The sequence below is a fragment of the Arthrobacter sp. CP30 genome (assembly GCF_053470025.1).
Map to the genome: position 1 here is coordinate 24,128 of NZ_JBQEMM010000003.1, position 12,756 is coordinate 36,883.

The 12,756-nt window shown below is 69.6% G+C and carries 11 protein-coding genes; 5 read left to right on the forward strand and 6 right to left on the reverse strand.

Annotated elements, in window-relative coordinates:
• Positions 1-22: 22 nt before the first annotated feature.
• From ACTIMO_RS05390 to ACTIMO_RS05405, 4 genes are read right to left on the reverse strand one after another with little or no spacing between them, the layout of a single operon-like run.
• On the reverse strand, positions 23-382 hold the full coding sequence (locus tag ACTIMO_RS05390) for a non-heme iron oxygenase ferredoxin subunit (protein ID WP_055773499.1): 360 nt from the start codon (positions 380-382) through the stop codon (positions 23-25).
• A complete protein-coding gene (gene sufD / locus ACTIMO_RS05395; RefSeq protein WP_448181718.1) occupies positions 382-1,725 on the reverse strand; it encodes a Fe-S cluster assembly protein SufD in 1,344 nt (447 codons plus the stop codon). Before sufD ends, ACTIMO_RS05390 begins: the two co-directional genes overlap by 1 nt.
• A 2-nt stretch (positions 1,726-1,727) precedes the next feature.
• A complete protein-coding gene (gene sufB / locus ACTIMO_RS05400; protein WP_448181719.1) occupies positions 1,728-3,200 on the reverse strand; it encodes a Fe-S cluster assembly protein SufB in 1,473 nt (490 codons plus the stop codon).
• Positions 3,200-4,111, reverse strand: coding sequence for a helix-turn-helix transcriptional regulator (locus ACTIMO_RS05405; RefSeq protein WP_448181720.1), 912 nt, complete (start codon positions 4,109-4,111; stop codon positions 3,200-3,202). The genes sufB and ACTIMO_RS05405 overlap by 1 nt, the downstream gene beginning before the upstream one ends.
• A gap of 123 nt (positions 4,112-4,234) precedes the next feature.
• Here ACTIMO_RS05405 and ACTIMO_RS05410 point away from each other — a divergent pair, with 123 nt between their 5' ends.
• Genes ACTIMO_RS05410 through ACTIMO_RS05420 form a run of 3 tightly spaced genes read left to right on the forward strand, consistent with a single transcriptional unit; the run spans position 4,235 to position 6,970 of the window.
• A complete protein-coding gene (locus ACTIMO_RS05410; RefSeq protein ID WP_448181721.1) occupies positions 4,235-5,191 on the forward strand; it encodes an ABC transporter ATP-binding protein in 957 nt (318 codons plus the stop codon).
• The gene (locus ACTIMO_RS05415; RefSeq protein WP_448181722.1) at positions 5,188-5,994 is read left to right on the forward strand and encodes an ABC transporter permease; all 807 of its coding nucleotides are present in this window, start codon (positions 5,188-5,190) and stop codon (positions 5,992-5,994) included. The genes ACTIMO_RS05410 and ACTIMO_RS05415 overlap by 4 nt, the downstream gene beginning before the upstream one ends.
• Positions 5,995-5,998: 4 nt before the next feature.
• A complete protein-coding gene (locus ACTIMO_RS05420) occupies positions 5,999-6,970 on the forward strand; it encodes a COX15/CtaA family protein (protein WP_448181723.1) in 972 nt (323 codons plus the stop codon).
• Positions 6,971-7,046: 76 nt separating this feature from the next.
• Here the strand turns inward: ACTIMO_RS05420 and ACTIMO_RS05425 are convergent, their stop codons facing one another.
• Complete coding sequence (locus tag ACTIMO_RS05425) at positions 7,047-7,946, reverse strand: dihydrodipicolinate synthase family protein (protein WP_055773506.1); 900 nt, start codon at positions 7,944-7,946, stop codon at positions 7,047-7,049.
• A 64-nt stretch (positions 7,947-8,010) separates the two neighbouring features.
• Positions 8,011-8,955, reverse strand: a complete 945-nt coding sequence (locus ACTIMO_RS05430) for a heme o synthase (protein WP_448181724.1) — start codon at positions 8,953-8,955, stop codon at positions 8,011-8,013.
• Positions 8,956-9,385: 430 nt separating this feature from the next.
• On the opposite strand from ACTIMO_RS05430, the gene tkt reads away from it, so the two are divergent.
• Together tkt and tal are read left to right on the forward strand one after the other, a co-directional pair.
• A complete protein-coding gene (gene tkt, locus ACTIMO_RS05435; protein ID WP_448181725.1) occupies positions 9,386-11,572 on the forward strand; it encodes a transketolase in 2,187 nt (728 codons plus the stop codon).
• A 67-nt stretch (positions 11,573-11,639) separates the two neighbouring features.
• Positions 11,640-12,752: a transaldolase gene (tal, locus tag ACTIMO_RS05440; protein ID WP_055773512.1), complete on the forward strand. Its 1,113-nt coding sequence runs from the start codon at positions 11,640-11,642 to the stop codon at positions 12,750-12,752.
• Positions 12,753-12,756 lie beyond the last annotated feature (4 nt).

Here is a 12,756-nt window from a genome sequence, read left to right on the forward strand (position 1 = left end):
GGGGGTGCGGGACGGCGTTCCGTCAGCCGAACTGCGGTGCCGGCGCCCCGTTGGTGACGGTGGTGACATCGACGTAGACGTTGCCGTCGTGGATCTCCAGCGCGAAGACCGGGACCGGCTCGTACGCCGGGAGCTGCAGGGGGGCGCCGCTGCGCAGGTCGAACTGGGAACCGTGGCCCCAGCACTCGATGGCGCACCCCTCGACATCGCCCTCCGAGAGGGAGATGTCCGCGTGGGAACAGGTGTCCCCCAGCGCGTGGATCTCCCCGTCGGAGTCACGGACGACGGCTACGGGGTAGTCGTCGATGAGGACCCTCAGGGCCTGCTTGACCTGGATGTCGTCGACGCTGCAGATCAGCTCGCCGCGGGGTTCGGCAGCCATCAGAGGTTGCCCGCAGCGAGCTCGCGCTCGACGGACTCCGACAGGCGCTCCTCGAGGGCGGGCACCTTGATCTGCTGGATGACCTCGGTGAGGAACCCGCGGACCACGAGGCGGCGTGCAGCCTTCTCGGGGATGCCGCGTGCCATCAGGTAGAACAGGTGCTCGTCGTCGAAGCGGCCGGTGGCGCTGGCGTGGCCGGCACCCTCGATCAGGCCGGTCTCGATCTCGAGGTTCGGCACGGAATCCGAGCGCGCACCGTCCGTGAGAATCAGGTTGCGGTTGGTCTCGTAGGTGTCGGTACCCTCGGCGGCCTTGCGGATGAGGACGTCGCCCACCCAGACGGTGTGCGCGTCGTCGCCCTGCAGGGCGCCCTTGTAGGTGACGCGGGACTTGCAGTTGGGTACGGCGTGGTCCACCAGGAGGCGCTGCTCGAGGTGCTGGCCGGCGTCGGCGAAGTACAGCCCGTACATCTCGACCTCCGCGCCGGGCGCGGTGAAGATCGACGACGGCGTCAGCCGCACGAGGTCGCCGCCGAGGCTGACGACGACGTGCTTGTAGCGCGCGTCGCGGCCCACCTTCGCCTGCTGCGAGGAGACGTGCACGGCGTCGTCGTCCCATTCCTGGACGCTGACGACGGTGAGCTCCGCGCCGTCGCCGACCACGATCTCGACGTTCTGCGCGAGCGTCGCCGAGCCCTGGTGGTCGAGGACGACGACGGCCTTCGAGAAGGCCTTCGCGTCGATGAGTATGTGCTGCGCCGAGGCTTCGGCGTGCGTCCCCCGGACGCTGACCATGACCTCGCCGTCGGCCACGGTCTCCTGCGGGACGGTGATGACGGTGGCGTCACCGAAGGCGTTCCACGCGGCGGCGGACACGCGGTCCTCGGGGGTCGCCGAGGCGCCGAGCCGGACGTCGTCGCGACCGACCGTCTCGACGGTCACGTTGCCGGCCCCGGTGACCTCGACCGCCGGCGCAGCGGCGGACAGCGCCTCCGTGTGCAGGCCGCGCAGGCGCTTCAGCGGGGTGAAACGCCAGTCCTCCTCGAGCCCCGTGAGGGTCGGGAAGTCCGCGATGTCGAAGGACCTGCGACGCTCACCGCGAGACGCCTCCGGGATCACCGGGGCATTGCCGTGGCTGTGCTTCTTCAGGCCGAGCTGCTCGCTGCCGGTGTCCCCGGTCGAGAGGGACTCGCCCTCCTCGGTGAAGCCGTCGATCGCTCTCGAGCGGTCGACGGCGCCTGCGGGAGCGCCGAGGCGCGCCTTCTCGTCGAGGTCGCCGAGATCGGTGACCTCGGCGTCAGGCGCGGTGTCGGGTGTGGATTCCGTGTGGGTGGTCTCAGCCATTACTAGCCTACGGCCCCTTCCATCTGCAGTTCGATCAGCCGGTTGAGCTCGAGCGCGTACTCCATGGGCAGCTCGCGTGCGATGGGCTCGATGAACCCGCGCACGATCATGGCCATGGCCTCGTCCTCCGGCAGGCCGCGGGACATCAGGTAGAACAGCTGCTCCTCGCTGACGCGCGACACCGTCGCCTCGTGGCCCATGGTGACGTCGTCCTCGCGGATGTCGACGTACGGGTACGTGTCCGACCGCGAGATGGTGTCCACCAGGAGGGCGTCGCACCGCACCGTGTTCGCGGAGTGCTTGGCTCCCTCGCGGACCTGGACCAGACCGCGGTACGCGGCGCGGCCACCGCCACGGGCGACGGACTTCGAGATGATCGAGGACTTCGTGTTCGGCGCGATGTGCACCATCTTCGACCCGGTGTCCTGGTGCTGGCCCTCGCCGGCGAAGGCGATCGAGAGCGTCTCACCCTTGGCGTGCTCGCCGACCAGGTAGACGGCCGGGTACTTCATGGTGACCTTCGACCCGATGTTGCCGTCGATCCACTCCATGGTGGCGCCCTCGTGCGCGATGGCGCGCTTGGTCACGAGGTTGTACACGTTGTTCGACCAGTTCTGGATGGTCGTGTACCGGACGCGCGCGCCCTTCTTGACCACGATCTCGACGACGGCCGAGTGCAGGGAGTCCGAGGTGTAGATCGGGGCGGTGCAGCCCTCGATGTAGTGCACGTAGGAGTCCTCGTCCGCGATGATCAGCGTGCGCTCGAACTGGCCCATGTTCTCGGTGTTGATGCGGAAGTAGGCCTGGAGGGGGATCTCCACGTGGACGCCCTTGGGGACGTAGACGAAGGAACCGCCCGACCACACGGCCGTGTTGAGCGACGCGAACTTGTTGTCCCCGACGGGGATGATCGTGCCGAAGTACTCCTTGAAGATCTCGGGGTGCTCGCGCAGCGCGGTATCGGTGTCGAGGAACAGGACACCCTGGCGCTCCAGGTCCTCACGGAGCTGGTGGTACACCACCTCCGACTCGTACTGGGCAGCGACGCCGGACACGAGGCGTGCACGCTCCGCCTCGGGGATGCCGAGCTTCTCGTACGTGTTGCGGATGTCCTCGGGGAGGTCTTCCCACGTGTTCGCCTGCTTCTCCGTGGACCGCACGAAGTACTTGATGTTGTCGAAGTCGATGCCGGAGAGATCTGCACCCCAGGCGGGCATGGGCTTGCGGTCGAAGTACTTCAGGCCCTTGAGGCGGAGGTCGAGCATCCACTGGGGCTCGTTCTTCTTCGCGGAGATGTCACGGACGACCTCCTCGCTCAGGCCGCGGCGGGCGTTGTCGCTCACCTCGTTCTTGTCGGCCCACCCGTACTGGTAGGTACCGATGCCCTCGAGCTCCGGGTTCTTCTCCAGGATGTCGCTGATCACCGACTCCGGCACTACCGACGCGGCTGGCTTGCGGTCTACTTGATCCGTCATCACGGCCTTCCTTGCTGATGGATAGAAGGGGTTGCTGGATTGCTGGGCGGCGCGGCTTCCGCAGCCGCCGTGGATTCGGCGGCGCCGGGAGCATCCGGGCTGGCCGGCGCGGCAGGTGCCGCCGTCGTCCGTCCCAGGGGAATGTGGGTGGTGCAGACGTGGCCGCCTGCCGCCAGGGTGGAGAGGCGCCGGACGTCGACGCCGAGCAGCCGGGAGAACACGCCGGTCTCCTGCTCGCAGAAGGCGGGGAAGGCCGAAGCGAGCCCCTGGATGGGACAGTGGCCCTGGCAGAGCTGCACGCTCAGCATCACCGGCCTGGCCGAGGACGCGACGGGGCGGGAGCCCCGAAGCTGCGGCAGTCCGACGGTCTTGGTCGACCCGACGAAGCCGTCAGCGGTCAACGCACCGGCCAGCGCCCGGGCCCGTGCCTCGAGGTCCGGACCCGCGGCCTCGACGACGGGCCGGTAACGCTCCTCCATCCCGGAGAAGCGCGCACGGGCGAACTCCTCGATGGCCTCCGGGCCCGCGGCCGCACCGAGCTGCGCCAGCGCAGCGGTGGCGATGTCGAGGTAGTCGTCGCCCATCTCGGTCTGGCCACGCCGGCTGAGCACGTAGCGGCGTGCGGGGCGTCCCGCGCCGGTGGCGGAGCTCCGCGCGCGCTTCACCTCGATCAGGCCGTCCTGCGACAGTGCGTCCAAGTGCCGCCGCATGGCTGCGGGGGTGAATCCGAGACTGTCACCGAGTTCCGCGGCGCTCACGGGGCCGCACTCGAGGACCGCGGACAGGACCCGGTCCCTGGTGCGCTCGTCGGGATCCGGGGAGACGATCTGGGCCGTCCGTTGCGCTCTGCGCGGGCCGGCCGCCGTCGCGGGATCCGGAGTGGAGAAGGCGGCGCGTGGCGATACGGTCACAGTCCATTCCTTCCGTCGGCGACAAAATACACAACACAAGCATGACCTAATGTATTCCGGCCGACCACTTAGGCGAGGCTACCCATCGAGGACCCTCCGCAGCACTACTACCTGTCGTAGAATATGAGGGTGCCGACTACTGCCCCCGCCCTCGAGATCGACGGCCTGATCAAGGACTTCGGTCCGGTCGGCTCCCTCGACGGGCGCATGGTCCGCGTGCTGGACGGCGTGCACCTCCGGGCGTCGCACGGGGCGGTGACCGTGCTCCTCGGCGCGAACGGAGCAGGCAAGACGACCACTCTCGAGTGCGCGCAGGGACTCCAGCGCGCCGACGGCGGCGTGGTGCGACTCCTCGGCCAGGACCCGTATCGTGCATCGCCGGACCTGCGCGCCCGCGTCGGCGTGATGCTGCAGGACGGCGGATTGCCTCCGTCGGTGCGGCCGCTGGCACTGCTCCGCCACGTCGCCTCGATGTACAGCGATCCCCTGCCGGTCGACGACCTCGCCGGGCGCCTCGGGCTCGACGAATTCGGCGCCGTCTCGATCCGCCGGCTCTCGGGCGGGCAGAAGCAGCGCCTGGCCCTCGCCTGCGCCCTGGTGGGTCGGCCCGAGGTGGTGTTCCTCGACGAACCCAGTGCAGGTCTGGACCCCCAGTCGCGGACCATCGTGTTCGATCTCATCAGGGAACTGCGAGCGGACGGCCTCGCGGTCGTCCTGACCACGCACCTGCTCGACGACGCCCAGAAGCTGGCCGACTACGTGTACATCGTCGAGGGCGGCCGGACCGTCGCCGAAGGGACCGTCGCGGAGCTCACGGCCGACAGCGAGACGGACGGGATGCGCGAGCTGCGCTTCGAGACCGTCCCCGGGCTCACACTCCCGCCCGGCCTCCTCCCCCATCTGCACCAGCTCGAATCCGAACCCGGGCAGTACGTCCTGCGGGGCACGCTCACGGCGGAGGACGTCGCACACCTGGCCACCTGGTGGGCCTCCTGCGGCGTCATGCCCACGACCATCTCCCTGGCGCCCCGATCCCTCGAGGACGTCTTCCTGGACATCTCCGGACGGAGCATCCGATGAGCCGCCCCGACACGGCCTCCGGCCTTCCTGCCGCGCCCCTCCCCCGCGGCAGGACGACGTCGGGGACGGCCGCGCCACTGTCCGCGCGGGTGCTCCGGCACGGCGGCTACGAGGCGCTGGCGATGCTGCGCAACGGGGAGCAGCTGGTGCTCGCGATCGTGCTGCCGCTGCTCGCCCTCGTGGCCCTCGTCGTCACCCCCCTGCTGGACGCCTACGGGCCGAGCCGCATCGACGTCGCCGCCCCGGGAGTCCTGGCCCTCTGCACCATGTCGACGGCCTTCACGGGCCAGGGAATCGCCACGGGCTTCGACCGGCGGTACGGGGTGCTCCGCTTCCTCTCGACCACTCCGCTCGGTCGATCGGGCCTCATCCTCGGCAAAGCCGTCGCCGTGGCCGCCGTCCTCGCCGTGCAGCTCGTGGTGATCGGCGGAGCCGCGCTGCTGCTGGGATGGTCTCCCCGGCCGGAGGGGATCCTCCCCGCCGCCCTCCTGCTGCTCGTCGGCTCCGCGGCGTTCACCTCCCTCGGACTCCTCGTCGCCGGCACGCTGCGGCCCGAGGCGACCCTCGCGGTCACCAATCTCGTCTGGATCCTCCTCGCCGCCGCCGGCGGCGTGATCATCCCGGCCACGGGCCTCCCCGCCGCCGTCGAACCGTTCGTCTCGATCCTGCCGTCCTCCGCACTCGGCGACGGCCTGCGGAACGCCCTCGTGGACGGCGCCCTCGACCCTCTCGCGTGCCTGGTGCTCCTCGCCTGGGCCACCCTCGCCGGCCTGGCGGCCATCCGCTGGTTCAAATGGAGCTGATCTCATGACCTTCCCCGCACTTACCCGCCTCACCGGCCGCCTGCCGAGGACCACCACACCGCTGGTGCGCCGCCTCGCGATCGCATCCCTCGTGTCCCAGATCGCCATCGTCGTCACCGGCGGGGCTGTCCGCCTGACGGCCTCGGGGCTCGGGTGCCCCGAGTGGCCGCGCTGCACGCCGGAGTCGATCGTCACCACGCCCGAGATGGGCTTCCACGGGGTCATCGAGTTCGGCAACCGCCTCCTGACCTTCGTGCTCGTCATCATCGCCGTCGCCATGATCGTGGCCGTGCTCGGGATGCGGCGGGAGCGCAAGGACCTGTTCAGGCTCTCCGTGGGACTGTTCCTAGGCATCCCGGCGCAGGCCGTGATCGGCGGCATCACGGTATGGACGGGGCTGAACCCCTGGATCGTGGGACTGCACTTCATCGTCTCGATGGTCCTGGTGGCGCTCGCGACCGTCCTCGTCAACCGCGCACGGCTGACGACGGAGCAGTACGCGATCCGCAGGCCCGCGGCAGCCCCGGCACTCCTGCGGCAGCTCCTCGTCACCTCGACCGTGCTGACCTCGGTAGCCGTCGTCCTCGGCGTGATCGTGACGGGTTCGGGGCCGCACGCGGGGGACCACGGTGCCGCGCGCAACGGCCTCGACTCCGACCTCATGACGCGTCTCCATGCGGTCCCGGTGTACCTGCTGGTCGCCACGGTGGCACTCGCCGTCGTCGTCGCCTACCGCACGGACGTCCACGCGAAGCTCCGCAAGGCGCTCGTCCTGCTGACCGCCGTCGTGCTCGTCCAGGGAGCCATCGGCTACACCCAGCACTTCCTGCATCTGCCGGTCGTGCTCGTGGCGCTGCACATGCTCGGCGCGTCGCTGCTGATGGCAGCTGCGGTGCACGCGCACTACACCGGGACGACCCGACGCACCCTCCCGGGGACGGTCGCGGCGACGAGGGTCCCGCAGCCCGTCGCATAGCGCGACCGCCGGCATCGCGAGGTGATGCGCGAGTCCGGCGGCCACGTCGGCGGCCACGCCGGACGGACGGTCCGCGTCAGTCGTCGTCGAACTCGCCCTCGAGCACGTCGAGCAGCCGGCCGAGTTCGCGCAGCTCGGACCCCGGGCTCGGCAGCAGGGGCGGCCGCGGATCACCGGCGGCCACCCCGCACGCCCGTGCCAGGAGGTGGAGCCCGCTGATCTTCCGGAGGCCGGCCACATGGTCGACCAGGGGGGCGAGGACGTGCCGCACCCGGTCGATCTCCCTCTGCTCGCCGTCCACCACGGCAGACCTGAGGCGGGCGTAGACGGTGGGCAGCAGTGCTGCCGGACCACTGTGCCACGCGTCCGCAGCGACCTCGCCGGACATCATCAGGACATCCCCGCTGACGCCGTGGCTGAAGGATCCGCCGACCAGCGACCGCAGTGCACGGTGCCGCGCGTTGAAGGTCGCGGCGTCGGGCGCGGTGTCCTTGAACGCGACGACCTGAGGGAGCGCGGCCACCTCGGCGACCACGTCGAGCGAGTAGTCGAACTGGGTGGTACCGGGGTTGTTGTAGAGGCAGATCGGCAGGTCGGTGGCTGCGCACACCGCATGCACCTGCGCCACCACCTCGTCATCCGTGAGCGGCACGTAGGAGACCGGGGAGAGGACGAGTCCGGCGGCACCGGCCCGCTCGGCGTCGACCGCGGACTCGAGGACCTCCCGCGTGCCGACCGAGCTGATGCCCACGGCGACGGGTCTCCTGCCGCCCACCGCGTCGATGGCGGTGCGTGCCACCTCGGCCCGTTCGGTGCGGTCGAGGTAGGCGAAGCTCCCCGAGGATCCGAGGACCGTGATCGCGTCGACGTCCGACGCCGCCAGGCCGTCGAGGAGGGAGCGGAGGTCCGCGTGGGCCACGCCGCCGTCCGGGTCGAAGGGCGTGAGTGGGTAGGCGATCAGGCCGGTGAAGTCCATGCCGACAGCCTAGGGGCTCGCCCCACCGGTCCTCGACCGTGCGGGCGGATCGGCCGGCAGAAGATCAGGGCAGGACGGCCGATCCGACGAACGGATCGACGGCGAGGGCGAGGAAGAGAACCGTCAGGTAGCTGATCGACCCGTGGAAGACCTTCATCGCGGCCTTGTTGCTGAGCTCGCCCTGCTGTGCCAGGGAGTGGAGGCGGTGGGATTCGCGGATGAACCAGGCACCGCCGACGAGGGCCGCGACCGAGTACACCCAGCCGGCACCGGCGGGGATCAGCAGGAGCGAGCACGCGACCATGGCCCAGGCGTAGAGGACCACCTGGACGGACACCGTGCGGGCCCCGGCGATGGCTCCGAGCATCGGTACGCTGGCGGCGTTGTAGTCGTCGCTGTACTTCATGGACAGGGGCCAGTAGTGCGGCGGGGTCCACAGGAAGATGATGAGGAACAGCACGACGGCGGGCCAGTCCACGGAACCGGTGACCGCGGCCCACGCGATGAGCACGGGCATGCAGCCCGCTGCTCCACCCCAGACGATGTTCTGGGAGGTGCGACGCTTCAGGACCAGCGTGTACACAACCACGTAGAGGAAGATGGCTGCGACACCGAGCATGCCCGCGAGCGGGTTCGCGCCGAACCAGAGCACGGCGATCGCCACGATGCTGAGGACCCAGGAGAACACGAGTGCCTCGCGCGGGGTGACCTCCCCCGTGACGAGGGGCCGGTTCTCCGTGCGGTGCATCAGCTTGTCGATGTCGCGGTCGATGTAGCAGTTGAAGGCGCCGGCGCTACCGGCTGCGAGGGCCCCGCCGACCATCGTGGCGAGGATCAGCCCGAGGGGAGGGAACCCGCCCTGGGCGAAGATCATGGTGGGAAGTGTGGTGACCAGGAGCAGCTCGATCACGCGGGGCTTCGTCAGCGCGAGGTAGGCCTTCGCTTTGCGACCGAAACCCTGACGGGCCTGCGGGGAACGTGCCGGAGCAGGAGCCTGCTGGGTCTTCACAAGGCAACACTTTCGTTTCTTCCGGAGTAAAAGACAAGGCCCATCATACCCTTTTACGCTGTGTAGAAATCGGTGGGCAGCGGGGACGGCGGGCGGTTGCGGGACCGTGACGCTCCTTCCCGCGGGTCGGGCGTCACGGACGCCTACCGTCCTCGCCGCGCAGACCCCTCCTCCGGCGCCGGATGCAACCGCCGGATGTGAGCAACGACATTCTTGGACTCCCACGGACGTGAGCGGAGCTGAAGGGATAGTGTGGGTTCGAAAGCCCGCCGCGGATGCGCGCCCGGAATAGATTGCCGGGGCACAGTGCTGTCGCCGTGCGGAGCCTTACATGCAGTATTCAACGGTGAACGGCCAGTCCAACGGCATGCCAGCAGGCATGCCCGTCATCAGCTGAGCGGCCGTTCCGGACAGAGAGGGGCCCGGAAACGTGCCACAGACGCAAGAGCAGGAACTGACCTGGACCGAGCTGGACCAGAAGGCGGTCGACACCGTCCGCATCCTCGCGGCGGACGCCGTGGAGAAGGTGGGCAACGGACACCCGGGGACGGCGATGAGCCTCGCACCGGCGGCCTACCTCCTCTTCCAGAAGCTCATGCGGCACGACCCCTCGGACCCCGAGTGGACCGGACGCGACCGCTTCGTCCTCTCCCCCGGCCACACCTCACTGACCCTCTACATCCAGCTGTTCCTCTCCGGGTACGGACTGGAGCTCGACGACCTCAAGGCGCTGCGCACCTGGGGTTCACTCACGCCTGGGCACCCCGAGTACCGCCACACCAAGGGCGTGGAGATCACCACCGGCCCGCTGGGTCAGGGCCTTGCGACGTCCGTCGGGTTCGCCTACGGCCAGCGCCGCCAGCGCGGCATGTTCGACGCCGACGCCCCTGCCGGCACCAGCCCGTTCGACCACACCATCTGGGTCATCGCCTCGGACGGTGACCTCCAGGAGGGTGTCACGGCGGAAGCGTCCTCGCTCGCCGGTCACCAGGAGCTCGGCAACCTCGTGGTCATCTACGACCAGAACCACATCTCCATCGAGGACGACACCGACATCGCGTTCTCCGAGGACGTCCTCAAGCGGTACGAGGCCTACGGCTGGCACGTCCAGCGCGTCGACTGGACGAAGACCGGTGAGTACGTCGAGGACGTCGCCGAGCTGTACTCCGCGCTGGTCGAGGCCAAGAACGAGACCTCCAAGCCCTCGATCGTCGCCCTCCGCACGATCATCGGGTACCCCGCGCCGAACAAGCAGAACACGGGCAAGATCCACGGGTCCGCCCTCGGCAAGGACGAGGTCGCGGCGGTGAAGGAAGCCCTCGGCTTCGACCCGGAGAAGCACTTCGACGTCGACCCGGAGGTCCTCGAGCACGCCCGTGGCGTCGTGCAGCGCGGCGCGGAGGCCCACGCCGAGTGGCAGCAGGGCTTCGACGCGTGGGCAGCCGCCAACGCCGACCAGGCGGCCCTGCTGGAGCGCATCCAGGCCCGCACGCTCCCCGAGGGCTGGGAGGCGAGCCTGCCCAGCTTCGAGGCGGGCAAGGACGTCTCGACCCGCGCAGCCTCGGGCAAGGTCCTCACCGCGATCGGTCCCGTGCTCCCCGAACTCTGGGGCGGCAGTGCGGACCTCGCCGAGTCGAACAACACGACCATCGAGGGATCGCCGTCGTTCATCCCCGAGAGCCGCCAGACGAACGCCTGGTCGGGGAACCCGTACGGCCGGGTCCTCCACTTCGGGATCCGCGAGCACGCGGCGGCCGCGATCGTCAACGGCATCGTGATGCACAGCAGCACGCGCGCCTTCTCCGGCACCTTCCTCATCTTCAGCGACTACCAGCGGCCCGCCGTCCGCCTCGGAGCGCTCATGGGCGTCCCCGCGATCTACGTGTGGACCCACGATTCCATCGGCCTCGGGGAGGACGGCCCCACCCACCAGCCCGTGGAGCAGCTCTCCTCGCTGCGCACCATCCCCGGTCTCGACGTCGTCCGCCCCGGCGACGCGAACGAGGTCGCCATCGCCTGGCGCACCATCCTCGAGAACACCGATAACCCCGCCGGGATCGTGCTCACGCGCCAGAACATCCCCACCTACGAGCGGGGCGACGGCGTCGCATCGGGAGACACGTTCGGCTCGGCGGAGGGTGTGGCAAAGGGCGGGTACGTCCTCGCGGAGGCGAAGGACGGCGCCCCAGACGTCATCCTGATCGGTACGGGCTCCGAGGTGCAGCTGGCCGTCGAGGCCCGCGAGCAGCTCGAGTCGCAGGGCATCTCTGCGCGCGTCGTGTCCATGCCGTGCCTCGAGTGGTTCAACGCCCAGGACCCCGCGTACCGCGACAGCGTCCTGCCGCGCACCGTCCGTGCCCGCGTCTCCGTCGAGGCCGGCGTGTCCCAGAGCTGGCACGGGATCGTCGGCGACGCCGGACGCAGCGTGTCCCTGGAGCACTTCGGCGCGTCCGCCGACTACAAGACGCTGTACCGGGAGTTCGGCATCACCAGCGACGCCGTCGTGGCCGCCGCGAAGGACTCCCTCGAGGCCGTCGCCGCCGACCCCCTGGCACCGAACGGCACCGCCGCCATGGCCTCGGGCCACCAGTCCACCGAGACCGGCGACCAGCAGTAGCCTGCACCGCACGTCCTGCACCAGCACCCACCAGCACTCATCCGCAGCAGCGGACAAGGAGCACATCATGACCACAACACCCACCGCCGACCTCTCGGCCGCCGGCGTCTCCATCTGGCTCGACGACCTCTCGCGGGAACGCCTCAACTCGGGAGGCTTCAAGCGCCTCATCGAGGACCTGAACGTGGTCGGCGTGACCACGAACCCGAGCATCTTCGCCGCCGCCCTCAAGAACGGCGACTCGTACGCCACCCAGGTCGGCGCCCTCGCCGAGGCCGGAGCCGACGTCGACCGGGCCGTCTTCGACATCACGACCCACGACGTCGCCCAGGCCTGCGACCTCTTCGCCGCGGAGGCCAAGCGCACCGACGGCGCCGACGGTCGCGTCTCCATCGAGGTGGACCCCCGCCTGTCCCGCGACACGGCGGGAACCATCGCCGAGGCCAAGCGCCTGCACGCCAAGGTGCAGCGCACCAACGTGCTCATCAAGATCCCCGCGACGGTCGAGGGCCTGGAGGCCATCTCCGAGACGCTCGCCGCCGGCATCAGCGTCAACGTCACCCTGATCTTCTCCCTCGAGCGCTACCGGGCGGTGATCAACGCCTTCATGATCGGTCTCGAGCAGGCGAAGGAGAACGGGCACGACCTCGCCACGATCCACTCGGTCGCCTCCTTCTTCGTCTCGCGCGTCGACGCGGAGATCGACGCGCGGCTCGACGCCGTCGGCAGCGACGAGGCCACGGCGCTCAAGGGCAAGGCGGGTCTCGCCAATGCACGCCTCGCCTACCAGGTCTTCCAGGAGCAGTTCTCGTCCGAGCGCTGGCAGGTCCTCGAAGCGGCCGGGGCGAATGCCCAGCGCCCGCTCTGGGCCTCGACCGGCGTCAAGGATCCGAACCTCCCCGACACGCTCTATGTGGCGGGACTCGTCGCCGCGAACGTCGTGAACACCATGCCCGAGAAGACGCTCGACGCAATGGCCGACCACGGCGTGGTCGAGGGCGACACCATCACCGGCTCCTACGCGGAGGCCGCCGACGTGCTCGACGCCCTCGACGCCCTCGGCGTGTCCTACCAGGAGGTCGTCGAGAAGCTGGAGACAGAAGGCCTCGACAAGTTCGTGACCAGCTGGTCGGAGCTCCTCGAGACCGTCCAGACCGCGCTCGACGCAGCGAAGGGCTGACCCC

Excerpts from the sequence above, each read along its gene's own strand:
- ACTIMO_RS05415 (WP_448181722.1), top strand. The coding sequence starts at position 5,188 with ATGAGCCGCCCCGACACGGCCTCCGGCCTTCCTGCCGCGCCCCTCCCC.
- sufB (WP_448181719.1), bottom strand. The coding sequence starts at position 3,200 with ATGACGGATCAAGTAGACCGCAAGCCAGCCGCGTCGGTAGTGCCGGAG.
- tal (WP_055773512.1), top strand. The coding sequence starts at position 11,640 with ATGACCACAACACCCACCGCCGACCTCTCGGCCGCCGGCGTCTCCATC.
- sufD (WP_448181718.1), bottom strand. The coding sequence starts at position 1,725 with ATGGCTGAGACCACCCACACGGAATCCACACCCGACACCGCGCCTGAC.
- ACTIMO_RS05410 (WP_448181721.1), top strand. The coding sequence starts at position 4,235 with ATGAGGGTGCCGACTACTGCCCCCGCCCTCGAGATCGACGGCCTGATC.
- ACTIMO_RS05420 (WP_448181723.1), top strand. The coding sequence starts at position 5,999 with ATGACCTTCCCCGCACTTACCCGCCTCACCGGCCGCCTGCCGAGGACC.
- ACTIMO_RS05390 (WP_055773499.1), bottom strand. The coding sequence starts at position 382 with ATGGCTGCCGAACCCCGCGGCGAGCTGATCTGCAGCGTCGACGACATC.
- ACTIMO_RS05425 (WP_055773506.1), bottom strand. The coding sequence starts at position 7,946 with ATGGACTTCACCGGCCTGATCGCCTACCCACTCACGCCCTTCGACCCG.